Source organism: Bacteroidota bacterium, assembly GCA_016713925.1.
GTDB lineage: Bacteria > Bacteroidota > Bacteroidia > AKYH767-A > OLB10 > JAJTFW01.
On the sequence record JADJOH010000006.1, the window covers coordinates 324,012 to 349,766 of the forward strand.

The window sequence follows — 25,755 nt, forward strand, 5'->3', positions numbered from 1 at the left end:
GGTAGCAATTGCGGCATTGTCTTGTGTCATATAATTGTAAACCATTGATATATAGGCGTAATACGTCAAAGGGTTGGTCAATTGTTTTACCAAAAGCAGAACTGTTATTTCTTGAAGCAGGAACTGTTACAATTTTCTATCGTAAGAATGAATTCTAAATCTATTCAAATGAAAAATTTATTCTTAACAATTGGATTTCTTATCCTGCTAATTCTTCCGTCTCAAAAAGCGGAGGCGCAACTTGTTTATCCCGGAACAGTGGATACACTCACCGGAGAAGAAATGGTATTCGATTTTTCAGCACAAGGAATTCCTAACGATTATCCGGATGCTCCTGCACGCGCTTTCAGAGATGCGAATGGTTATATTCAAATGATTGCCTCGCATTACGATTGTTATCGACTCAAAGGTCTGTCGTTTGAAACGCTGACCCGTGATTATGCCAATGGCCCGGTATATACTTCTGCGTTGAACAGTACTTATTCTAATTTTAATCAGAACACCTGGATTCATTCCCCTTATACTACCGATGGTGTAACGATTCATTCATTGAATCACACGGAATTTAATGGTCCAACCAGTGGTAACTGGCACAATGCAGTCACCTATACCGTTTCAACATATACCGGTAAGACCTATACGCAAAGTGCATCTCCGAATCATCTGGTATGGTGTCTGCCTTATACCTATCTGGCAGGTACCGGTCCATGTGGATATTTTTCACCCTCCAACATTGTTTATAATGCTGCAGATGGGTATTACTACAGCATGCTTCATATGGAAGATCGCGGTATACAGCTCACAGGTGTAGGGTTGATTCGTACCAATGATCTTGCTGATCCTGCCAGTTGGAGAGGGTGGGATGGAAACGGCTTTAACGCTACTGCAGGAAATCCTTATGCACCCGGATTTTCAGGACCTGCCGGACATACCCTTGCGCCGCTGAATGACCTGAATGATAATATCGGGACGATGAGCAGCAGCCTCACTTTTAATACGTATTTCAATAAATGGATGCTCATGGGAGCCAGTTCACAAACCATTAATGGTACCACTGTGTATGGTTTTTACTATTCCCTCTCTGATGATCTTATACATTGGTCATTTCGCAAACTCATCAAACAAATGCCTATTGCATGGGCAACGGCAACTTATCCAAAAGTGCTTTATCCTTCATTAATTGACCCTACAGATACGTCGAGAAATTTCACGTTTTCGGGACAGGAAGCTTATATCTATTACACGAAGCAAATCAGCAATACCAATCGTGATTTGGTTCGGATAAAGGTGCGATTCAATTCAAACATAGTGACACCTTCTTTTACGATTAATACCACAACAGAAAACACCACCACCGCGAACGATGCCAACTATGGAGATGGAAGTGCTCTGTCGAGAATTGCAGGAAATACATCTGTCACCCTGCGTTCCATCATTCAGGAATCCAATGCACGACCCTGGTATTATCGCGATAGCATATACACGGTGAATTTTAATATTCCGGGTGCAGGAGCACAAACCATACAACTGAGTGCAGCGTTGCCGGAGATAAAATATCCTTTGCTGATCAATGGATATAGTCAACCCGGTGCAGCGGCGAATTCCAATAATTTTGGAGAAACAGATAATGCAGCCATGCTCATCAATATTAACTGTAATAATAAGAGCGGGTTTTTAGTAAATGGACAAAACACGACGTTGCAGGGAATGGCAATTTACAATGCTTCAGATGCTGCCGTAAATATTTATGATGGCGGAAATAATTACGTGAAGGGATGTTATATTGGTATCACGAGCAGTGGAATAAGAAATACAACGTATCCCGAAGCCAATATTGAAGGTATTATCATTGGTGGTTCAGGGACCGATGCTTCACCGGATAACATTATTGGAGGTACCAACAATGCTGATCGCAACATCATTACAGGTGGTGTCCACATCTACGGTAACGGTAGTCTGAGAAATAAAATTTATGGTAGCTATATCGGTACAGATATTACGGGAGATACAGCGATCGACCGGAATACCGCCGGAATAATGATTTATGATAGCGCATCTTATAACCAGGTGGGTGGTTCACAGCCATCCATGGGAAACCTGATTTCAGGAAACGACGATTACGGAGTGGTGATTTATGGCTCAGGAACCGGATACAATACTGTGGAGAAGAATTACATCGGTGTAAAGTCAGATTTACAATCCTCACTCGATAATGGACTGTATCAGATTCGAATGTATTCAGGTACCCATCACAATCAGATTGGAACCGCCAACTCCGGAAATGTCATTGGAACGGCCACACAGGCCATCATTGTGGTGGATGATAGTCCCAACAACAGCATTCAGGGAAATTACATCGGGACAGACGCGACACAAACAGCGGACCTTGGTATCAATGATGTGGCGGTGGTGATTGATGGATCTCCGTCAAATAATAACAGGGTAGGAGGTACCGGAACAGGTGAAGGAAATGTTATTGCCAATTCACTGTTTGGAATCAGCACATTCAATGGCGGATATGGAAATAGTTTCCTGAGTAATACGTTTCCAAACATTGAGGAGATGGCCATTGACCTTAAAAGCGATGGTGTGACCAACAATGATAACCTTGATCCTGATCCATCCAGTGGTGCTCCCAATAATTATCTGCAGAATTTTCCGGAGATGTTAGATGCCGACAGTGTTGCAGGTGGAGTTCGCATCTGTGCAGAATTGAACAGTAACATCAACGAGAATTTTATAGTACAGATTTATAAAAGTGTCAGCAATACTACATCCACTTTTGGTGCCGGAGAAGAACTTATCGGTTCCATGAATGTGACGACTGCCTCCAATGGCATCGCGCAGATATCCACTACGATTTCACATAACAATGTACACTCCGGTGAATTTATTTCCATGCTCGTTACTGACAGTAGCGGTAATACATCGGAGTTAGGAGAAAACTGGGTGATCGGTAACGGCAGCAATGCGAATCCGACCTTTATCTGGCTGAGCGCAACAACAGTTCCTGAAAATTCGCCCGCAGGTACGGTAGTCGGCTTACTCACCCCGCAGGACCCTGATTTATGTGATGCACATACTTTTTCACTCGTCAGCGGTGCACAGTCGCAGGGGAATCCTTCCTTTACTATTGTGGGAAATGAACTTCGGACCAATGGCGTATTTAATTATGAATTTCAGAATGTATATAATGTGCGTATCCGTTGTACGGATCAGAGCGGAGGGTATTATGACAAGCCTTATCCCGTTAATGTGACCAACGTGAATGAAGCACCAATTAGTCTGAATTTAAACGGCATGACCGTAGCGGAAAATCTTCCTTCCGGAACAGGTGTCGGACTTTTTTCAACGGTAGATCCGGATGCAGGAAGTCCAACATTTACCTATACATTGGTCACAGGCGTTAATGATCAACACAACGGATTATTCACGATCGTTAACAATCAATTGAAAACTTCAGCGGTATTAAATTCCAATACAACTCCGCAGTGTTTCATCCGGGTACGTACCACTGATCCCGGTGGATTGTATTACGAGAATCCATTTACAGTCACTGTAACCGGTGCCAATGATCCTCCTACTGGTATTACTTCTACGGTATCTACCATTGCTGAAAATCTGCCTGCCAATTCCACAGTGGCTGTGCTGGATGCCGTTGACCTTGATGTACTGGACACACATACCTTCACCCTGGTAAGTGGTGCCGGAAGTACACACAATGCGCAGTTCAACATTCAGGGAAGTAACCTCAGGGCCAATTCTCCTTTTGATTACGAGACGGCAGTGCCATTATCAGTACGTATCAGGGCTGTAGATCCTCAGGGTGCTGCTTATGAAGAAGCCTTGAGTTTTACGGTTTCCAATGTCAATGAATCGCCGTTAAATGTAACGCTCTCTGCTGCTGCTGCAGATGAAAATCAGGTGGCAGGAACGCTCATTGGTGCGTTGAGTTCTACGGATGTAGATGCAGGAGACTCACACACCTATACCTTGGTTTCAGGAGCTGGAAGTACACACAATAGTTCCTTTGCAATTTCTAACGGACAAGTACAAACAGCAGTTGCTTTGGATTATGAAATCACTCCGGTTATGAATATCCGTGTGAGAACAACCGATGCAGGAGGTTTGACCTATGAAAAATCATTAACTATTACAGTAAATGATAACAATGATGCGCCGACTGATCTCAGTCTATCGTCTGCAACTTTTGCTGAGAATCTCTCTGCCGGAACTACTATTGCAGCATTAAGCGGAGTGGATCAGGATGCAGTAGACTCGCATACCTATACACTGGTTAGCGGAGCCGGGGATACGGACAATGCTTCGTTCACGGTTGCCGGAACGCAATTGCAAACACTAAATAGTTTTGATTTCGAATCGCAGGGCCCGCTATCCATTCGTTTGAGAATAACAGATAGTCAGGGTGCAGATTACGAAGAGGCGGTTGTATTAAACGTTACCAATGTCAACGAAGTACCATTGACTTTAATGTTAAGTGCAGACTCCATTGCAGAAAATGAAGCAGCGGGAACGCTCGTTTCTAATTTATCCGCTACAGATACCGACAACAACGATTCCCATACCTATCAATTGGTGACCGGTACAGGTGATGCCGACAATAGTTCATTTTCTGTTTCAGGAAATACTCTTTTGTCCGCCGCGAGTTTTGACTTTGAAATCAAGAATAGCTATTCCATCAGACTCCGCGCTACGGATGCGGGAGGATTATTTACCGACAGTGCGATGATCATCAGAATTACGGATATAAATGAGTCTACTACGGCGATAGGAGAAGTAAATAAACAAGAGGGTATCATCATTTCACCGAATCCTGCAACCCATATTCTGGAAATAAATGCCCCGGGTGTAATTTTTGAGACCATCATTTTCAATGGTTTAGGTCAAGAGATAGTTTCGGCCAGTGGTGGAAATAAGAATCAGATCCGGTTGAGTTGTTCGGAGTTTGAGCGGGGACTGTATATCTGTAAAACCAGGTTGATGGATGGAACCCAATATTTGAACAAAGTGGTTCTGAAATAAGAAACAGCTACAAAAGATGAAAAACGGTCGGACATTTCCCGGCCGTTTTTTATTGCGTAAAGTAGGTTTTAATTATCTGTTATGTAATTATATCGATCACATTGTAAATACCCCTCTCAAAATCAATCCAATAATCTAATAAATCCCAACGGAATAAAATTTCCATTTTCCGCTAACATATCTCCCAATGTACTATTTTTGACCCCGGAGAGTTGGCAGAGCGGTCGATTGCGGCAGTCTTGAAAACTGTTGAGGTGTTAAAGCCTCCTGGGGTTCGAATCCCTAACTCTCCGCCAATTGAATATCAATGCCCCTCACGGGGCATTTTTTGTTTTCGGATACTTTTCTTTCATCAATATTGAACAGGGAAATGCATCTGTTAAATAAAATTAATTTTTACTTTTACTTTTATTCCGTATTCAAATTCTACCAAAATGAAAATTAAAATCTACTCCCTGTTCTGTTATTTATTCCTCCTGACCCTTCAAACCAATGCACAAAACATTCTTCAACTGAAAACGGATCCGGCGCAACCAACTACAAATACGCCGGTGAAGCTGATTGCAGATGTGCAATTCTCTTCGGGTGATTGTAAGGATAAAACGCTTACCTTTAATCAGGTTGGAAATAAGTTTGAAACGAATGCGATGCATTGCCTTGGGGCGCTTTCTGTTATTTGTTATGACTCCGATACCTTTAACGTGGGACTCTTGCCGGCCGGAAATTACAGGTTCTTTTTTCATGTAGAAACCGGAATAGGACCCTCTCCCTGTTCTCCCGGTATTGTTCCCGGTCCCGATGATTCGATTGACTTTGTAGTTACCGTAGCGAGTGGGTTACCCGATAAGGAGAACAAGGCTTTTAGTTTTCATCCCAATCCTGCAGATGATAATGTGAATCTGCGCTTTGCTGCCATCAGTAATGACCGGTTTATTCGCATTCAAAATTTGTCAGGCGCTACCTTGTTAAGCGCAGAAGCAAAGGCAACCCAATTGTCCATCGGACTCTCTGAATTTTCTTCGGGAATTTATTTTATTGAAGTGTATGAAAATGGCAACTGTACCGGAAGGGAGAAGCTGGTGAAGAATTAGCAATTCCTTAATGCAGGAGAATGATGTCTATGTAACTTTTATTGCTGATTAGAGCTCCCCCGGCAGTCTACCTTTGCATAGTTAAAACATCAAAAAATGAAAAATAATCTTCAAGCCGGGAAAAGTTCAACCATCATTGACGTCAGAGAGGAATGGGAGTTTGCCGGTGGCCATGTAGCCGGTTCTATCAATATTCCGCTGAATGAGATACCCGCAAGGCTGGATGAATTTAAATCTATCCACAACACCATAGTACTTTGTTGTGCCTCCGGTAACAGAAGTCGTCAGGCCACTATGTACCTTACTCAACAAGGTCTTACAAATGTACAGGATGGCGGATCATGGTTAAATGTAAATGAATTGATCAGTTGAGAAGATTCACCTAGACGATTACAATTCTTATTTATTAATAGTTAAATTCTGATTTGATTAAGAATAGCTGGTAGCCGGAAGCTGGCGGCCGGAAGCCTTGCAAGCAACAGTCCACCTGTGATTTTTATTTACCCTTCATTCGGTTTCCGATTATAAATTCTATACCTGGCAAACATTTTCAGTTTCCATCTGTTATCTTCGTTCTATGGATTATGTAGTCTTAGTGGATAGCAACGATGTAGAAGTCGGTGTAATGGAAAAGATGGAAGCTCACCGTAAAGGGATTTTGCATCGTGCCTTTTCTGTTTTGATTTATAATTCGAAGGGAGAATTGCTGCTTCAAAAACGTGCTGCACATAAGTACCATTCCGGTGGTTTATGGACCAATACCTGCTGCAGTCACCCGGCTCCCGGAGAGGATTTGCTTGTTGCCGCAAACCGGAGACTCGGAGAAGAGATGGGTATGAAAGGCCTGCTATTGACTGTTGAAAATTCTATGATTTACAAAACAGATCTGGAGAATGGTTTGATCGAACATGAACTCGATTACATTTTAAAAGGAATTTCGGATGCAGATCCCGTTATGAATCCGAACGAGGCAGAAGATTTCAGGTGGATGGCCATAGCCGATTTAAAATCGGATGTAAATTTATTTCCGGAGAAGTATACATTTTGGTTAAAGGAAATGATCCGGAAAAATATTTTGTAATGTTTGGCACGATTTTTCTAAGCCCATACGCCGGGTTTTATTTTCAGGATTTAGTAAGATTATCAGGTCTGATACTTAATTTGACATTTGTAATGTTCTTCTCATTTGGTGAGATGAACTCCTTTTTCAACGGATGCTTTTCTGTTTTTAAATAATTTTCTTTCGTTTCAGAATACTTGTTATTGACCTCATTGTTTTGTTAAAACACTTGATTATCAGCTTGTAGCAATTTGCTTCAAGCCTGCATATCACCATTTACTTACAGCTACAACAATCGGTGTGAATCTGCTGCATTTGACTTCATACGCGCGGTTAGATTTGTTTTTGCCATAAAAGTATTCCTGTGAAATTGAAACAACTAACAGGGAGGCAAAAACGAAAAACCCGATGTTATGAGCCGAAAATTACGAAGATGCTTACTAGTCCTGGCGGTTGCGCTGCTCTCCCTCAGTGGGGATAAAGCGTTTGCAAGCCATGCGATGGGAGCCGACTTAACGTATGAGTGCCTGGGAGGAAATACTTACAAAGTACGGCTTTCGTTTTACCGTGATTGTATTGGAATCCTTGCCCCGGCCAATGTATATGTGAATATCCGTTCTGCAAGTTGCGGGCGCAATCTTGGTGTGACGTGTCAACCCATTCCAGGCACGGGACAAGAAGTTACGTATCTATGTCCGACTGCTACCAGTACTTGTAACGGCGGGACATTTACAGGTATTCAGGAATGGGTGTACGAGGGAATTGTTACCCTCCCCATGCAATGTGCCGATTGGGAATTTTCCTATTCTTTATGCTGTCGAAATGCAGCTATTACAACAATCAGCAGTCCCGGGTCCAACACCTTCTTCATATATGCATCGCTTGATAACCTGAATGTACAATGCAATAGCGCGCCTACTTTTTCCAATAAGCCTGTTCCCTTCGCTTGTTTAGGTCAGCAACTATGTTTTAATCATGGTGCCATTGATCCCGATGGGGATTCGCTCGTGTATACGATGGTAGATCCTCGTCAAACTGCAACGAACGATGTGAGTTATATGGCGCCGTATACCGCGACAAATCCACTTGCATCTACCCCGGCTATTCAATTCAATGGACAAACCGGTGATATATGTTTTACACCAACACAATTGCAAGTGACAGTTATGGCGGTATTGGTACAGGAATATAGGAATGGTGTCTTGATCGGTTCTGTAGTGCGTGACATTCAAATTACAGTGCTGAACTGCGTGAATGATTTACCTACCTTGTCCGGTATTAATGGCACCAACGATTTTTCAATGACCGTATGTGCCAATCAGAATTTCTGTTTTGATGTATTTTCCAATGATATTAATGCCGGCCAGCAAGTAAGTCTTTTTTGGAATACAGGTATTGCAGGTGGAAATTTCAGCAGTGCAGGAAGTCCGCATCCAACAGGAACTTTTTGCTGGACACCTACTACCGCAGATATCAGTAACACGCCGCATTGTTTTACCGTTCGTGTCAGTGATGATGCTTGTCCGTATATAGGATCGAATACCTATTCGTATTGTATAACGGTAACCGGTATTGTAGTAGATGCCGGACCTGATCAATACATTGCCTGTAGTGATCAGGCGACCATCACAGCGAATGCGAGTGGTGGAAATCCTCCTTATACTTATTTATGGAGTAATGGATTTACCGGTCCTACGCAAACGGTACCTGTAGGAACGTATGTAGTCACCGTCTCTGATGGAAATTGCAGCAGTACGGATACTGTCAATGTCATGAGCGCATTTGAACCCACAGCTGCGTTTACGTGGTCCGGTGCTTGTGGAAATGCACCTGTACAGTTCACTGATTTAAGCAGTACTCCCGGCGGTATGCAAAGCTGGACATGGAACTTTGGTGACGGAACAGGCTCTAATCAGCAAAATCCTGTTCATACGTTCCCCGGAAACGGAACCTATAATGTTTCACTCATTGTAGAGAATATTTATGGTTGTGTGGATACCATCATTCAACAAGTAATCATCGCACCTTTACCGGTGGCTGCTTTCAGTGTGGATACTGTTTGTGCCGGATCATCGGTACACTTCACCAATAACAGTACGCCTCCCGGAACTTCATGGTCATGGGTATTCAGTAACGGCAGTACATCTACATCGTCTGATCCTTCGGTAGTACTGGGTCCTCCCGGAAGCTATACCGCTACACTTATTGTGACTGATTCACTCGGTTGCTCTGATACACTTACTCAAAGTGTGACTGTAAATCCTCAGCCTACTGCCGGGTTTACCGTTTCAGGAAATAACTGTCAGGGATTACCGATAACTTTTAATAATACTTCTTCCGGCGGAATCACAGGGTATTTCTGGGATTTTGGAGACGGAGATACGACTTCAGTGGTGAGTCCAACCCATACTTATGGAAATAACGGAACTTATACCGCAACATTAATTGTTACCAATAGTTTCGGTTGTTCGGATACTATGCAATTGCCGGTGCAGGTGAATGGTCCGCCGGTTGCCGTTGCGGGTCCGGATGTGACTATCTGTATTGGTAGCAATGCCACCCTGACTGCGAATGGCGGTACTACTTATTCCTGGTCACCGGGAGGTTTGTCAGGTGGAACCATTGTGGTTTCTCCAGCCTCCAATAGCACTTACACGGTTATTGTAACCGATGCCAACGGATGTACCGGTGTTGACAGTGTGAATGTACTGGTCAATCCATTGCCGGTTCCAACGGTGAGTCCTGATGTGAGTATTTGTCAGGGACAGAGTGCTACCTTCAGCGCAAGCGGTGGTGTGAGTTATAGCTGGAATCCATCCGGAAATATTAATGATACCATTACCGTCACTCCCAATGCTTCCACTACGTATGCAGTGAATGTTATAGATGGAAACGGTTGTCAGGCAACGGCATTTGTTAATGTAACCGTCAATCAGAATCCTGCGGCAGTTCTTCCGGCGGGTGTATTTATATGCAGCGGTGTCAGTGCAACACTTGATCCGGGTGCTGTGGGAACTTCTTACTTATGGAGTAATGGTGCTACCTCGCAATCCATCTTGGTGAATGCACAAGGAGGTTATACCGTGACCGTTACCAATCAGTTTGGTTGTACAACAGTAGCTTCCACACAAGTGACTGTGGGCGGACAGGTAATCAGTAATGCAAATGCGGTGGCTATTTGTCAGGGACAAACGGCTACTTTAGATGCAGGATTTCCGGGATCGACTTATCAGTGGAGCACGGGTTCCAGCGCTCAGACTATCTCGGTAAATGCTGCCGGTGTATATTCCGTTACTATTACCGATGCCAATGGATGTACCGGAACCATTGCCAATACTGTTCAGGTGAATCCATTGCCTCAAGCTGCTTTCACACCTAACGATGAATGTTTAAATGACACGGTATTTTTCTTCGATGCATCTGCCGTGAATGGGGGCAGTATTACCAGCTGGAGTTGGGATTTGGGAGATGGAAATATTTCCTTCGCTCAAAATCCAACGCACGTTTATAATAATCCCGGCGCATATACTATTAATCTGACAGTAACTTCTGATTTAGGATGTACATCTACGTTAGCGGATACACTCAATATTTATCCGATGCCCACCGCCGCTTTCAGTGTTAATCCGGGTTGTGTAGGAACCACCTTATCGTTCGCTGATCAATCCTCAGTCGGATTCGGAAATATCATTGTATGGAACTGGAATTTTGGAGATGGAACGACATCTACACAGCAACATCCTCAGCATGCCTATGCAACACCGGGCAACTACAACGTGACGCTGCAAGTGGAAACTCCGGGTGGTTGTTCCGGAACTATTTCAAGTATCGTACAAGTATATCCTCAACCTGTTCTTTCATTTACTTCTTCTCCAACTATTATTTGTCAGGGCGGTTCTGTCATCCTGAACAATACCAGTACTTCAGCCAACGGTGCTATCAACGCTTGGCAATGGAGTTTTGGTAACGGTCAGACCTCTACACAAATGAGTCCTTCCATGACCTACACCACTGCCGGTAATTATGTGATTACATTGATTGGTACTACTTCGCTGGGTTGTTCAGATACATTGACTCAGAATGTTATTGTCAATGCTCCTCCCATCGCAGATGCCGGTTCAAATCAATCTATCTGTCTCGGACAAAGTGCAACATTAACCGCAACCGGAGGTTCATCTTATGCCTGGACACCGGGTGGAGCTACTACACCAAGTATCACCGTTACTCCCGGGTCTTTAACGAACTATTATGTTGTTGTCACGAATGCCAATGGCTGTACTTCCAGAGATAGTGTACGCGTCACCGTTAGAACATTGCCTGTTGTCAATGCCGGTCCTGATCAGATTACCTGTGCCGGTGGAAATGTTACATTGACCGCAACAGGTGGTGGTACATATAGCTGGACACCGGGTGGTGCAAATACCGCTGCTATTACCGTTTCTCCGGCAGCAACTACCACGTACATTGTCACCGTTACTGCAGCCAATGGTTGTACACGGAATGATACAGCACGGGTAGCAGTGAATGCATTGCCTGTTGCCAATACCGGTCCGGATAAAGTCATTTGTTCCGGAACTACAACTTCGCTTACCGCTACAGGTGGCGGAACGTATGTATGGCAGCACAACGGTGCGACTACATCTACCATTTATGTAAATCCATCTGTAGCCACTTCGTATATAGTTACCGCAACAAATTCAAGCGGATGTACCGATCGCGATACGATTCAGGTTTCGCTGACACCTACACCAACAGTTACAGGAGTCAATTCTTTCTTCTGTGCCGGATTTAGCTCTGTACTTGATGCCGGAAATCCCGGACTGAATTATCTCTGGGCTCCGGGTGGAGAGACCACCCAAACCATTGTGGTTTCATCTCCCGGATTGTACAATGTGGTGGTGACAAATGCCGCAGGTTGCCAGGGCGCAGGTACCTTCAGTGTGATTGAAGGAGGAACAGGACTGGCGTCAAATCCGGTGAATGTGGTAGCCTGTCAGGGTACCAATGTCACTTTGGATGCAGGTAACAATGGAGCCTCTTATCTCTGGTCAAATGGTGCGGCGACGCAAACGATTAGTGTAAACACTCCCGGAACATATCAGGTAACTATTACCGATGCAGGAGGATGTACGGCTACCTTTGCCAATAATGTAAACCTCCAGCCATTACCTGTTGTAAACTTTACGGCGAACAGTGCCTGTATTGGATCAACAACTAATTTCAATAATTTCACTACAATCGGTAGCGGAAATATTGTGAACTGGCAATGGAATTTTGGTGATGGACAGTTCTCCACCGGACAACAACCTTCCGTTAATTATCTTTTACCGGGTACTTACCCTGTTACTCTTGTCGCTACATCAGGATTTGGATGTGTGGATTCTTCAACAGCTTCCGTGCAAATTACACCTGTACCTTCTGCTGCATTCACTGCTGCTGATGTTTGTTTAGGAAGTCCAAGTGCCTTTGTGGATGGATCTGTCGTGTCAAGCGGAAACATTACAAATTGGTCATGGAATTTCGGCGATGGAAATACTTCACAACAACAAAATCCGCAACATTTGTTTTCTGCTGAAGGAGTTTATAATGTTTCTCTGATTGTTTCAACGAATGACGGTTGTATAGATACGACGGTTCAATCGGTAACTATCGATCCGATGCCCTTAGCTGACTTTGCTGCCCCTGAGGTTTGTGAAGGCGATTCTACACGGTTTTATAATAATTCATTACTCACCAATGGAAACATTAGTGATATCAACTGGGATTTTGGTGATGGAGTCACCAGCTCATTAAGTGACCCTGTTCATTACTATTCGAATCCCGGTACCTATACAGTTACACTGACCATTGGTTCTGATCAGAATTGTGAACATACAGCGAGCCGTCAGGTGAATGTAAATCCGAAGCCTGTGGCAAATTTCACTACCAATTCTACCTGTTTCAATACACCAAATGTATTCACCTACTTAAGCACGACTCCTTCGGGAAGTGTAAACGGTTGGTATTGGGAGTTTGGAGATGGATCATTTGCTGCGGTACAACAGCCGAGTCATCAATATGCATCATCCGGCAACTATACGATCACGCTCATAGCCATGACCGATAAAGGATGCAGCGATACAGCATCTACGCAAACTACAGTGAATGCCCTGCCTCAAAGCGGATTTACCGTTACAAATGCATGTCTCGGTAGTCCGGTACAATTAACGGATACCAGTCTGGCAGGTAGTAGTGCAATAACAAGCTGGTCATGGAATTTAGGTGATGGCTCCACCTCAAGTCTTCCGAATCCTACTCATAATTATGCAGCTACCGGTACCTATAATGTACAACTCATCGTTCAAAATAGTGATGGCTGTACAGATACAGTGAACAGAAGCATCAATGTATATCCTGTTCCCGTTGCAGATTTCTCATCCAATGATGTTTGTTTGAATGGAAGTACAAACTTCTTTGATCAAACTCAGATTACCGGAGGAGGAACATTCAATTACAGCTGGAATTTCGGAGATAACACGGTTGACAATAGTGCGAATCCGCAACATACCTATACCGCACCCGGAAGTTATAATGTAAGTCTGACCGTGACGACTCCTGCAGGATGTACTGCGAGTATCAACCGTACCGTTACCGTCTTCCCCTTGCCGGTGGCAGATTTTACCGCCGGAGATGTGTGTATGAATGAGCCTGTACAGTTACTGGATAATTCAACTGTTTCGACCGGTAGCATTACAGGATGGTCATGGTCATTAGGAGATTCATCAACCAGTACAGCACAAAATCCTACACATTTCTATGCCACACCGGGCTTCTATACCATCACGCTGGAAGCTACTTCTAATGCAGGTTGCAGAAATGCAGTGACGGATTCGATTGAGATCTTTGAAGCGCCTTCTCCAATGCCGGTAGCAGGGAATGGTTGCATAGGAGTGAATATTCCCCTGATCGACACGAGCTCAGGTGCCAATAATAATATCGTCAACTGGGATTGGAACTTCGGAAACGGTAATACTTCTAATCTGGCCAATGCCTCTGCTACTTATACCGCTTCAGGAACTTATACAGTGACTCTTACCACCACCAATGCAAATGGTTGTCGTGCTACTGCAACAACCAATGTCATCATCAGTCCATTGCCGGTGGCAGGATTTACTGCCGGTACAGCTTGTCTGAATACTGCAGTCCAGTTCAATAATACCTCTACCATCAACGGTGGTACTATCACCGGTTATAGTTGGGACTTTGGAGATAATGGTGGGACTTCTACTTCACAGGATCCATCCTATGTGTATTCACAAGCCGGGACGTATACGGTTTCATTGATTGTAATGAGTGGTGATGGATGTACTGACACCATCTTCGGACAAGTTGTCGTTAATCCATTACCGGTAGCTCATTTTAATGATATCAATGCACAAGGTTGCGGCCCGATTCTCGTGCAGTTTACGGATTCATCCTTTATCAGCTCGGGAAATGTGGTAGCCTGGGATTGGGATTTCGGTGATGGAGGTACTTCATCTTTACAAAACCCTTCGCATACCTATACTCAAAGTGGAACATATAATGTCAGCTTATCCGTAACTTCTGATTCCGGTTGTGTCAACACCATCACGATGCCCAATGTGGTTACCGTTTATCCGGGACCATTGGCAGAATTTGAGCCTGATCCGGCTACCCAAACGATCATGAATCCGAACTTTAATTTCATCAATTTATCCAGTGGCGGTCTTACCTATGCCTGGACATTCGGTGACGGAGGTTCCTCCACACAGTTTGAGCCATCTTATACCTACAGAGATACCGGAAACTACATGGTGACTTTATGGGTAGTGAACGCCTACGGTTGTCGCGATTCTGTACAACACCCGGTTCGTGTAGAGCCCATCTTTAGCTGGTGGATTCCTAATGCCTTTACTCCAAATGGTGACGGTACGAACGAAGGATTCAATATCAAGGGTATTTATATTGCCGATGTCAAGTTAAGCATCTTTAACCGTTGGGGAGATCAGATTTTCTTCAGCGAAGGAGCAGATAACAGGCCATGGGATGGAAGTGTGGCCGGTCGCCCGGAACCTGCACAGGAAGGTGTTTATGTCTACTCTGTAAAAGTCACTGACGTATGGGGTAAGATTCATGAGAAAGTAGGGCATGTAAGTTTGGTGAGATAACCATTAGAAGAATAGATTAAAAAACAGTTTCGGATTACAGAAGAGGAAGGTGTAGTTAAATTCTAAATGCGACGAGGTTCCATTTAATTTTCACAAAAAACTATATATTTCCACTCTGTAATCCGATTTTTAATGCAGTAAAATTCGATATAACGATCCTCCCCTCCCAAACTCGTCAGTTGACGAGAGTTTCCCCCTGGCGAAGCGATATTTCTGTAGAGATAAATTTTAAAAGATATATTACTCCCTTTTTGATTTGAAAAGTGAATACATCCCAATTCGATTATTTTCTATTCTTTTTCTAAATCTAAAACCTTGGTTTTTACTGCTAAAGTCAGTTTAATAATGCAATTCAAGAATAGTTACTATATTTAGCATTGGAAATGGGTTTGAAGTCGATCCCCAAAAACATCCAAAGCTATGTTCAAATTCAAAAGTTCAATTTCGTTTCTTCTTGTCCTTTCAGCCGGTAATGCAATAGCACAACACCATCCTCAAACCGATTCGCTGGTAAAGATGATGGTAGAACAAAATACATTGACCGGAACGATGAACCAGGGTACCGAACTGGTATTGGAAAACAAGATGGAGCAGGCAAATATTTTTTTTACCAATGAAATTGCTACGGATGCCGGGAGTAGAGAGGCCTATTTTAACCGTGGCGTTGTGAACTGGGCCATGAGCAATCCTGAGAATGCCTGTCGTGACTGGAGTTCTCTACTTGCACTCGGAGATACAGCTGCGTTCAAGTTGCTGGATAAAAACTGTCACGGGAATATGGTCATTGAAGATGATACCATTCCGAAGAAAGTATACCGTCAGTTATTCGCGCAAAAGAAGGATGCCAAAACACTATCAGCGAATTCCGGTGCCCTGAATGTAGCAGATCAAATGCCGCAATTTCCGGGAGGTGATAAAGGAATTCTTTCCTACTTTAAAAATAACATCATGTCCATTAAGGATGCTCAACCGGGCACGGTGTATGTGAGTTTCATCATTACCAAAAAGGGAAAAGTTTTGTATCCGTATGTCACACGAGGCATCAACGCGTCCTGTGACAAAGAAGCTTTACGTTTAGTGCAATCCATGCCCGACTGGCAACCCGGAAAGCTGAAGGGTAAGCCGGTGTTAGTGCGGTATGCCCTTCCTGTTAGGTTTAGTATGAAGTAGGAGGATGGTGGAAGGGATTATACTTAGTCCCGGTTCGCTGATCTTCCAGAGCCACAGTTTGGCGCGGTATCTCTGTAAGGAAAAGATGATCACTTCGTATCACAAGCCCGCACCGACCGAAGGTCGGTGCGGGCTTGTGAGGGGGGGCGACGGCGTCCTCTTGTACCAGTGTTATGTCCCTACGGGACAAGCATGGCTATACGTTTCAATTTTGGACCTTAAACCATGAAGCAGAATCGCCAAAGGCGATACGCTTCATGGTAAACCTTTCCCGTCAGCACAATCCCGATAGCTATCGTCCCGATAGCTATCGGGAGACGGGATCATCTCGTATATCACGAGACCCGTGGACACGTGGCGAGTGTCTCGTCATCACAATCCCGATAGCTATCGTCCCGATAGCTATCGGGATTGTGATGCCGAGATCATCTCGTATGTCACGAGACCTGCGTTCGCAGAGCGAGTGAAAACTTTGAAGCAGAATCGCGACCATGAAGCAGAATCGCGAAAAGCGATATGCTTCATGGTATACCTTAAACTTTAAACCTTAAACTTTAAACTTTAAACTTTCTTATCGAAGATCAACAACCTCAACGCCTGGATATTTCGCTTTATTGAAGGAAAAATTTTCATTCGTAACAACAGCGTTGGGAGTGAATTTTACGATGGAGTAGGTGAGGATGCCTCCGTTTTTTTCAAAAATCCGGGCTTCACTGACGTATTTAGCGGTCTTGTCGATGTTGAGAATGATCTTGAAATAGTTCTTCTTGGAGTCTTCAGGCGTTAGTTCGATTTGTTGAACTTGTTTTCCGGCACTTGTTTTCTCTCCGAGATATTTGGATTTAAATCCCTTTTCATACATCGTGAAAATGGTAGTGGGTGATATTGCACCTTCAGTTGTTTTTGCCTCACTGATCTGTACTTCGTTGGATTCTTTTAAATAGGTCCAGGTAGTAGTACCATCACTCATGACGGTTTGATCGGACATCACAAAATTGAAACGCGTACCGCTGAGCAATATAGTGCCTGTAAAGGATTCTGTTTTTTTACTTTTTTGATCGAGACGGTCAAGTTTAAAAGAGGCTTCGAGCGATTTGTAAGATTTATATTTAGCACTTACGCTTTTTAGTATTTCCTGCGCTTTGGCATCAGTTTGTGCATTTAGGCTATAGCTACAGGAGAAGGCTAGCACTATTAAAGCGCTAATAATTTTGTTCATTTTCATAATCGGTTGGTTCGGCAAAGATAAAGTTTCAAACCATCAGACCCCTGATGGTGACTTCAGGCTTTTCAATAATTGTTCCAAACTTGCCAAATCCTTGCAACGCACCTCTCTTGCCTTACTTCCTTCAAATGGGCCTATGATGCCGGCTGCTTCTAATTGATCTACCAAACGTCCAGCTCTGTTATAGCCCAACTTTAGCCTTCTTTGCAGTAGCGAGGCTGAACCTTGCTGAAACTGTACGACCATATGTGCCGCCTCGTCAAAAAGTGGATCAAGATCATCGGCTCCCATATCACTTCCTCCTCCGGATCCTTCATTTTCACCTACATACTCAGGTAAAAGGTAAGGAGTGGGGTAAGCACGCTGGTTGCCAATGAATTCGGTAATGGATTCAACTTCAGGAGTGTCAACAAAGGCACATTGGATACGAACCAAATCATTTCCGGTGGAAAGGAGCATGTCTCCTCGTCCGATAAGCTGATCTGCTCCACCAGTATCCAGAATAGTTCTTGAGTCAATTTTTGAGGTAACACGGAAAGCCAATCGGGCCGGGAAGTTGGCTTTAATGGTTCCCGTGATAATATTTACAGAAGGTCGCTGCGTGGCAATAATTAAATGGATGCCGATCGCTCGGGCTAACTGGGCCAGTCTTGCAATGGGCGTTTCTACTTCTTTACCGGCCGTCATAATTAAATCGGCAAACTCATCCACCACTAAAACAATATAAGGGAGAAAGCGATGTCCGTTATTGGGATTCAATTTACGGGCGACAAATTTCGCGTTGTATTCTCGGATATTCCTCACTTGTGCATCTTTCAGTAACTCGTAACGGTTATCCATTTCAATGCAAAGCGAATTGAGTGTAGCCACTACCTTTTTAGTATCCGTAATGATAGCATCTTCATCGCCGGGAAGCTTTGCGAGGAAATGGCGTTCGATGGTTTTGAACAAGGTAAGTTCTACCTTTTTCGGATCTACCAATACAAACTTGACCTGTGCCGGATGCTTTTTATATAGCAAGGATACTAAAATAGCATTGAGACCAACTGATTTTCCTTGTCCGGTCGCACCGGCCATCAGCAAGTGAGGCATCTTCGCAAGATCGGTAACAAAGATTTCATTAGAGATGGTTTTCCCGAGACCAATGGGCAAATCAAACTCTGAATTTTGAAATTTCTCAGAGCCAATTACAGAACGCATACTGACAATATCAGGATGCTGGTTCGGTACTTCGATTCCGATAGTTCCCTTACCCGGAATAGGTGCGATAATACGTATACCCAATGCCGCGAGACTCAAGGCAATATCATCTTCAAGATTTTTGATCTTTGAAATACGTACACCCGCCTTGGGTACTATCTCAAACAATGTGACGGTAGGACCAACTGTAGCTTTTATTTTATCGATTTCAATATCATAATGACCAAGTGTTTCGATGATCCGCTTTTTGTTGGTTTCCAACTCCGCCATGATCTCATCACGACTCATCTGTGAGCGAGTGCTCTGATAATTTTCGAGTAGATCCAGTGTGGGATGCTGATAATGGCTCAGGTCGAGTTTGGGATCGTACTCTCCCAATTGCTCCAGCAAACTCGCATCTTCAGGATTGGCCACCTGTAAATTGCCCTCTGCATTTACTTCCGCCATTTTAATTTCTTCCACTTCTAACTGTAAACCTTCTTCGTTGTTTTCCATCTCCAGTTCCATCTCTGTGGAGGGAATTTCTGCGTCGAGCAAATGCAATTCAGGAGTTGGTGCTTTGGTTGTCGGTTCAGTTTCTGCAAAAAGATGTTCAATTTCGTCTCTATGTGCATATTCATCCGGCAGTTCAAGAGGGAGTTCGATTTCGGGAGATGGTCCGCGTTCTTCTTTTAATTTATTTCCAAATTCGAAATCCTCTTCTTCGTCTTCAAACAACTCTTCAGAAGATTCCGCAGCGGTTTGGTTTTTTCTTACAGGCAGACTGAATTTCATATTGAAAGCGGCGACCATAAACGATAAACCGGTAAAGGCAATCAGGAAACCTGTCCCTGCTTTTCCGAGGGACAAAGTCAGCCACATATTAATCTGATATCCGATCCCGCCACCCAGAAACAATAAATCAGGTTTATTGCTGAATAAAAAGGCAAGGGCAGGAGGGAAAAAAACAAGACTAAAGAAACTATATCTGAACGTTTTCTTTAAGGGTAGCAATGCTGCCTGGAATAATATTTTGAATCCTCCAAGGAAGGCCAGCAATACAAACGCATATGCAGAAATTCCAAACCATGTGTAGATAAACTGATGGGAGAAAATGGCACCCATCTTACCCAGCCAGTTCTCCACTTTTTTATCAGAGAATCGCATGAGATCAAACCAGGATCCGGTCACTAAACTTTGATCACTCTTCCATGTAAAAAAATAAGAAGTGAAGGCGATGAGTAAAAAAACGGAAATCAACAGCAGGAATAAGCCGGTGATCTTTTTTGTCCGCTCGTCACTCAGCATTTTTAAAAATGCAAATGGCTTTTCTGCAACTACTTTTTCTTTCCGCTGTTTAACTTTTTTTACCGGTTTTTGAACGACAGGTTGCTCCAGCTCTTCGGTTTCCTGCTCCACCAGCGGTTCTTTAATTCTGTTTCCTTTTCCGGCCATGACAATCAATAGGGTTTAGCGGTTAAAAATAGCAAGCTTTCACTCCCCGTTTACATAGTAGGGGACACGCTTATTTAACATTCGTATGTGCAAAACTGAACGGGAATTGAGGTACTTTATTTGCGATTTTGGTGAAAATTGTATCGAATTAATACTTATTTTAGGACGATGAATGAATTAATCAATACTGATCAGCAGTTTATTCTCGATAAATTGCAGGAATACTATTCGGAACTAGAGCCGGCATTGCGACATGAAATTGCTGCAAATGCCATGATTCGTGAATTTAAAGCCGGTGAAATACTGATGAAACCCGGCCAGTATTTCAAATCTACAATGCTGATTACCAAAGGTCGGGTGAAGGTTTACAAGGAAAGTGGAGATGGAAGTGAATTTTTCATGTACTACCTGGAACCCGGAAACGCATGTGCCCTGTCCATGATTTGTGCAGCTCGCCAGGAGCAAAGTGAGTTGTTGGCCAGGACTACCGAGGAAACGGAAGTCATTCTAATTCCCATCGCATTAATGGATAACCTGATGACAGCCTATAAAACCTGGTACTATTTTGTGCTAGGCACTTTCCGTAACCGATTCGAAGAGTTACTAACGTTAATTGATCATACTGTCTTTAAAGGCCTTGATGAGCGTCTGGAGTTTTATCTTAAAAAACAACGCCTGACTTTTAAAACGGATGAACTGAAAGTTACACACGAAGAAATTGCCGGTGATTTAGGGACATCCCGTGTGGTGATCTCCAGACTACTGAAGAGCATGGAGCAAGCGGGAAAAGTGAAGTTGAACCGAAATTACATTGATCTGAAAAATTTGCCTTTGTAATCAATGTTACCGTTTTCACCGTTTTCCTTGTCGCATCTTTGCATCCGCATTCAAAAGGAAATATGTTAGAAATAATCGGTTACTTCGCTTCTGCACTTATTGGAATTTCACTGGGCCTTATTGGCGGTGGAGGTAGTATATTGACTGTTCCGGTATTGGTTTATCTTTTCCATACTGATGCGGTCCTCGCTACCTCATATTCTCTGTTTATTGTGGGCACAACGAGTCTCGTAGGAGCACTTCCTAAATTTAAACAAGGGTTGATTGATGTGAAAACAGCGATTGTTTTCGGAATACCTTCTATTATTGCTGTTTACCTGACACGTTTATTGCTTGTACCTGCCATACCCGATAGTGTATTTACTGTCGGAGGATTGGAAGTGACAAAATCATTGTTTATGTTATTGCTTTTTGCAGTTTTAATGGTGGCCGCAGCCTATTCAATGATCAGAAAAAATGGCGTGGCGAAACCCTCGGTGCCTAAAAATGAAAGGACGTATAATTATCCTGTTATCCTACTGGAAGGACTTGTTGTGGGTACTTTAACAGGACTTGTGGGAGCCGGTGGAGGATTCCTCATTATTCCGGCACTCGTGTTGTTAAGCGGACTTCCCATGAAGGAGGCTGTTGGCACATCATTGTTGATCATTGCTGTAAAATCACTTTTTGGTTTTATGGGTGATATGGGCCATTATGATTTAAACTGGCCTCTGCTTCTAACGATAACAGCTATTGCTGTGGCAGGAATATTTGTTGGGAATATGCTTACAAAAAAGTTTGAAGGGGAGAAACTGAAGAGAGGTTTTGGATGGTTTGTTCTGGTCACAGGAATTTATATCATTATTAAGGAAGTTTGGTTTAAATAAAACTTGCAGATAGTCGTCATAAAATAATATTAAAAATATAAAAACATGAAAATAGAACAAATTTATACAGGGTGTCTGGCACAGGGCGCGTATTACATTGTTTCAGAAAATGAAGCCGTGGTGATTGATCCCCTTAGGGAAGTGCAGCCCTATATCGACAGGGCTGAAAAAGATGGAGTGAAAATCAAATATGTGTTTGAGACACATTTCCATGCAGATTTCGTTTCAGGTCATATCGACCTGGCGAATGCTACCGGAGCAACTATCGTTTATGGTCCGAATGCTCAAACAGGTTTTACAGCACATGTAGCGAAGGATGGTGAAGAGTTTAAGGTGGGAAAGGTTACCTTTAAAGTTTTACATACCCCCGGACATACCATGGAGTCCACTTGTTTTCTGTTGAAAGATGATAAAGGAAAAGAATCCACATTGTTTACAGGAGATACGTTGTTCATCGGCGATGTGGGTCGTCCTGATCTCGCGCAAAAGGGAGATATAACGCAAGATGATCTTGCCGGTTATCTATTTGATTCTTTACGAAACAAGGTCATGACATTGCCGGATGATATTACCGTTTATCCTGCGCATGGTGCAGGTTCAGCATGTGGTAAAAATATGAGCAAGGAGACGTATGATACACTCGGTCATCAAAAGGAAGTGAACTATGCTTTGAGAGCAAATATGACCAGACAGGAATTTATTAAAGAAGTGACTGCCGGTTTAATGCCTCCTCCTGCGTATTTCCCACAGAATGTCAAATTGAACAAGCAGGGGTATGATAATATTTCAGATGTTTTGAAAAGAGGTACAAAAGCGCTGAGCCCTGAGGCTTTTGAAGCTGCTGCCAATGAAACGGGTGCACTTCTGCTCGATACCAGAGATGCTCAGGTTTTTGCAAAAGGCTTTGTTCCGAATTCTATTAATATTGGTATTGATGGTAGTTTCGCTCCATGGGTAGGCGCTTTGATTCCTGATGTGAAACAAGAGTTGCTCATTATCACCGAACCGGGAAGGGAGGAAGAAGTAGTAACACGATTGGCGAGAGTGGGATATGATTTTACTCTGGGATATCTGGAAGGCGGTTTTGATGCCTGGAAAGCTGCAGGGAAAGAGGTAGATACCATCACGTCCATTTCTGCAGAAGAGTTGGCTGATTTGAGAAAGAAGAATGCTGCAGCTAAAATTGTAGATGTAAGGAAGAGTAGTGAATTTGCTTCTGAGCATATTAAAGAGGCCACCAATGCCCCTCTTGATTTTATAAACGATGCTATGTCACAGCTGGATAAAGATGAGCCGGTGTATATTCATTGTGCAGGTGGTTACAGGTCTATGATTTTTGTTTCGATCCTCAAGGCGCGCGGGTATGATAACCTGATTGATGTGAAAGGTGGTTTCAAATCTATTAAGGAAACTGCGAAATTTGAATTGACAGATTACGTTTGTCCTAGTACTTTATTGTAAAATCAATAGTCATAAATAATTGAACCCGGAAAGTGATTGGAAGTTCCAATAGCTTTTCGGGTTTGTTTTTTTTTATGATAAAACATTGCATTTTTATCTGCTAAGAGATTACATTTGATAGTCTAAGATCTAGGTCATCGAATGAGTTTAAATTGATTTTTGAAAATTCTGCAGATTCTTTTTTAAAAATCAATCTTTCCAATCCAACATTAGCAATGACAAAGATCATAAGATTCATGTAACATAAGTAGCTCGAAGAGGGGAGGGAGCCGTGTAAATTTGTAGAATAAATAATACCCCCGTTAAATATAACCTTAAAAAATAACTATCATGAAAATTGAACAAATCTACACCGGCTGTTTGGCTCATGGCGCTTATTACATTGAATCCAATGGTGAAGCCGCTATCATTGATCCATTACGTGAATTCGCACCTTATATGGAACGGGCTGCGAAGGATCATGCGAAGTTTAAGTATGTCCTTGAAACGCACTTTCATGCTGATTTTGTTTCCGGTCATCTCGATTTAGCAAAAGAATCAGGAGCAGAAATCGTTTTTGGTCCGACAGCTCAACCGGAGTTTAAGGCGCATGTTGCTACAGATGGTGAGATTTTAACATTGGGAAAAATTAAAATTAAAGTATTACATACTCCCGGACACACGATGGAGTCCAGTTGTTTTTTGGTGATAGATGAGAACGGAAAAGACTATGCAGTATTTACAGGTGATACCTTGTTTATTGGAGATGTAGGTCGCCCTGATTTGGCACAAAAAGGTGCAATTACGCAAGAAGTACTGGCGGGCTATCTTTATGATTCTTTGAGAAATAAAATAATGAATTTATCGGATGAAGTGATCGTTTTCCCCGGACATGGTGCCGGATCTGCTTGCGGCAAGAACATGTCAGACGAGACAACAGATACTTTAGGTCATCAAAAGATGTCAAATTATGCATTGAGATCCAATATGACTAAGGAAGAATTCGTGAAAGAGGTTCTAACCGGATTGATGCCTCCTCCTGCATATTTTCCTAAAAATGCTGCCATGAATAAGAAGGGCTATGAGAGCTTTACCGAAGTAATGCACCGTGGCGCAAAGCCCTTAACTCCTGAAATGTTTAAGATGGTAGCTGCCGAAACAGATGCTATGATTTTGGACACGCGTAAACCGGAAGAATTTATAAAAGGCTTTATACCTAATGCAATTAATATAGGACTGGATGGTAATTTCGCTCCGTGGGCAGGTGCATTGATTCCTGACCTGAAACAAGAAATATTAATTGTTTGTGAACCGGGAAATGAAGAGGAAGTCATTACGCGGTTGTCACGGGTGGGTTATGATTTCACAATCGGTTATCTGGATGGTGGATTTGAATCCTGGATGAAAGGAAAACATGAAGTGGATGCGATTGAATCAGTTTCTGCAGAAGAAGTATATAAACTGACCGGCAATGACCCATCTCTTCCTATAATGGATGTCCGTAAAAAAAGCGAGTATGACGCAGAGCATCTCCTGAATGCAGTAAACGCTCCTCTTGATTTTGTGAACGATAGCATGACAAAAATTGATCGCAATAAGAAAACACTCGTTCATTGTGCAGGAGGATATCGTTCTGTAATATTTATTTCAATATTAAAAGCACGTGGATATAATAACCTGGTAAATATAGCCGGCGGATTTAAAGCGCTCAAAGATACCGGGAAATTTAAAGTGAGCGATTACGTTGCTCCTACTACAATGTTGTAAAATTAAATTCCGGGGTCAGGAAATTATATCCTGATCCCGGACTAATTTATTTAAATAGAATCCTCAAAACAAGAAAAGATGTTTAAATTTATTTCAAAGTTATTTGCAAGCGAATTCGAGAGCCTGGACGGTATTGAATTTAAATTGAAATACAAACAAACTCCAAATGCGACGTTGCTGGATGTTCGCACACCGGCTGAATTTAAATCAGGTACTATTCAGGGTTCAGTAAATGTTGACGTGATGAGCACAGGATTTAAACAAGCGTTTGTTAAATTAGATAAGTCTAAGGAATATTTTCTGTTTTGCAGAAGTGGAGCGCGGAGTGCAACGGCATGTAAAATGATGTCTAGTGAAGGTTATAAAGTTTATAATCTGAAAGGAGGAATTAGTTCGTGGAAGTAATCCTATACAACTAATGGATGGCTTACTTTCAAATGCTATAATTGTAATT

General features: G+C 42.8%; 13 protein-coding genes and 1 tRNA gene. 12 read left to right on the forward strand and 2 right to left on the reverse strand.

What is annotated here, in order from left to right:
• Positions 1-168 precede the first annotated feature (168 nt).
• From IPJ86_07795 to IPJ86_07825, 7 genes are all read left to right on the forward strand, one after another.
• The gene (locus tag IPJ86_07795) at positions 169-5,043 is read left to right on the forward strand and encodes a hypothetical protein (GenBank protein ID MBK7887194.1); all 4,875 of its coding nucleotides are present in this window, start codon (positions 169-171) and stop codon (positions 5,041-5,043) included.
• Positions 5,044-5,249: 206 nt separating this feature from the next.
• A tRNA-Ser gene (locus IPJ86_07800) sits at positions 5,250-5,339 on the forward strand.
• 138 nt (positions 5,340-5,477) lie between these two features.
• Positions 5,478-6,134: a T9SS type A sorting domain-containing protein gene (locus IPJ86_07805; protein ID MBK7887195.1), complete on the forward strand. Its 657-nt coding sequence runs from the start codon at positions 5,478-5,480 to the stop codon at positions 6,132-6,134.
• Between the two features lie 96 nt (positions 6,135-6,230).
• Positions 6,231-6,506 carry a rhodanese-like domain-containing protein gene (locus IPJ86_07810; protein MBK7887196.1) on the forward strand — a complete coding sequence of 92 codons (276 nt, stop codon included), beginning with the start codon at positions 6,231-6,233 and terminating at the stop codon, positions 6,504-6,506.
• Between the two features lie 205 nt (positions 6,507-6,711).
• Positions 6,712-7,215, forward strand: coding sequence for an isopentenyl-diphosphate Delta-isomerase (idi, locus tag IPJ86_07815; GenBank protein ID MBK7887197.1), 504 nt, complete (start codon positions 6,712-6,714; stop codon positions 7,213-7,215).
• A gap of 392 nt (positions 7,216-7,607) precedes the next feature.
• The gene (locus tag IPJ86_07820; GenBank protein MBK7887198.1) at positions 7,608-15,362 is read left to right on the forward strand and encodes a PKD domain-containing protein; all 7,755 of its coding nucleotides are present in this window, start codon (positions 7,608-7,610) and stop codon (positions 15,360-15,362) included.
• A 420-nt stretch (positions 15,363-15,782) separates the two neighbouring features.
• Complete coding sequence (locus IPJ86_07825) at positions 15,783-16,532, forward strand: energy transducer TonB (GenBank protein MBK7887199.1); 750 nt, start codon at positions 15,783-15,785, stop codon at positions 16,530-16,532.
• Between the two features lie 571 nt (positions 16,533-17,103).
• Here IPJ86_07825 and IPJ86_07830 read toward each other — a convergent pair.
• Positions 17,104-17,751, reverse strand: coding sequence for an outer membrane lipoprotein carrier protein LolA (locus IPJ86_07830; protein ID MBK7887200.1), 648 nt, complete (start codon positions 17,749-17,751; stop codon positions 17,104-17,106).
• Positions 17,752-17,793: 42 nt separating this feature from the next.
• Entirely contained in the window at positions 17,794-20,244 is a 2,451-nt protein-coding gene (locus IPJ86_07835; GenBank protein ID MBK7887201.1) for a DNA translocase FtsK 4TM domain-containing protein, read from the reverse strand.
• Between the two features lie 315 nt (positions 20,245-20,559).
• On the opposite strand from IPJ86_07835, the gene IPJ86_07840 reads away from it, so the two are divergent.
• From IPJ86_07840 to IPJ86_07860, 5 genes are all read left to right on the forward strand, one after another.
• Positions 20,560-21,228: a Crp/Fnr family transcriptional regulator gene (locus IPJ86_07840; protein MBK7887202.1), complete on the forward strand. Its 669-nt coding sequence runs from the start codon at positions 20,560-20,562 to the stop codon at positions 21,226-21,228.
• Positions 21,229-21,290: 62 nt separating this feature from the next.
• Positions 21,291-22,094 (forward strand): sulfite exporter TauE/SafE family protein, encoded by an 804-nt coding sequence (locus IPJ86_07845; GenBank protein ID MBK7887203.1) that lies wholly within the window; start codon positions 21,291-21,293, stop codon positions 22,092-22,094.
• A gap of 45 nt (positions 22,095-22,139) precedes the next feature.
• Positions 22,140-23,555, forward strand: a complete 1,416-nt coding sequence (locus IPJ86_07850; GenBank protein MBK7887204.1) for an MBL fold metallo-hydrolase — start codon at positions 22,140-22,142, stop codon at positions 23,553-23,555.
• Between the two features lie 330 nt (positions 23,556-23,885).
• Positions 23,886-25,301, forward strand: a complete 1,416-nt coding sequence (locus tag IPJ86_07855; GenBank protein MBK7887205.1) for an MBL fold metallo-hydrolase — start codon at positions 23,886-23,888, stop codon at positions 25,299-25,301.
• A 78-nt stretch (positions 25,302-25,379) separates the two neighbouring features.
• Complete coding sequence (locus IPJ86_07860; GenBank protein MBK7887206.1) at positions 25,380-25,706, forward strand: rhodanese-like domain-containing protein; 327 nt, start codon at positions 25,380-25,382, stop codon at positions 25,704-25,706.
• The last annotated feature ends 49 nt before the right edge of the window (positions 25,707-25,755 follow it).

Bases quoted from the DNA above. Each gene is read 5' to 3' on its own strand.
- IPJ86_07795 (MBK7887194.1), top strand. From the start codon at position 169: ATGAAAAATTTATTCTTAACAATTGGATTTCTTATCCTGCTAATTCTT.
- IPJ86_07805 (MBK7887195.1), top strand. From the start codon at position 5,478: ATGAAAATTAAAATCTACTCCCTGTTCTGTTATTTATTCCTCCTGACC.
- IPJ86_07810 (MBK7887196.1), top strand. From the start codon at position 6,231: ATGAAAAATAATCTTCAAGCCGGGAAAAGTTCAACCATCATTGACGTC.
- idi (MBK7887197.1), top strand. From the start codon at position 6,712: ATGGATTATGTAGTCTTAGTGGATAGCAACGATGTAGAAGTCGGTGTA.
- IPJ86_07820 (MBK7887198.1), top strand. From the start codon at position 7,608: ATGAGCCGAAAATTACGAAGATGCTTACTAGTCCTGGCGGTTGCGCTG.
- IPJ86_07825 (MBK7887199.1), top strand. From the start codon at position 15,783: ATGTTCAAATTCAAAAGTTCAATTTCGTTTCTTCTTGTCCTTTCAGCC.
- IPJ86_07830 (MBK7887200.1), bottom strand. From the start codon at position 17,751: ATGAACAAAATTATTAGCGCTTTAATAGTGCTAGCCTTCTCCTGTAGC.
- IPJ86_07835 (MBK7887201.1), bottom strand. From the start codon at position 20,244: ATGCTGAGTGACGAGCGGACAAAAAAGATCACCGGCTTATTCCTGCTG.
- IPJ86_07840 (MBK7887202.1), top strand. From the start codon at position 20,560: ATGAATGAATTAATCAATACTGATCAGCAGTTTATTCTCGATAAATTG.
- IPJ86_07845 (MBK7887203.1), top strand. From the start codon at position 21,291: ATGTTAGAAATAATCGGTTACTTCGCTTCTGCACTTATTGGAATTTCA.
- IPJ86_07850 (MBK7887204.1), top strand. From the start codon at position 22,140: ATGAAAATAGAACAAATTTATACAGGGTGTCTGGCACAGGGCGCGTAT.
- IPJ86_07855 (MBK7887205.1), top strand. From the start codon at position 23,886: ATGAAAATTGAACAAATCTACACCGGCTGTTTGGCTCATGGCGCTTAT.
- IPJ86_07860 (MBK7887206.1), top strand. From the start codon at position 25,380: ATGTTTAAATTTATTTCAAAGTTATTTGCAAGCGAATTCGAGAGCCTG.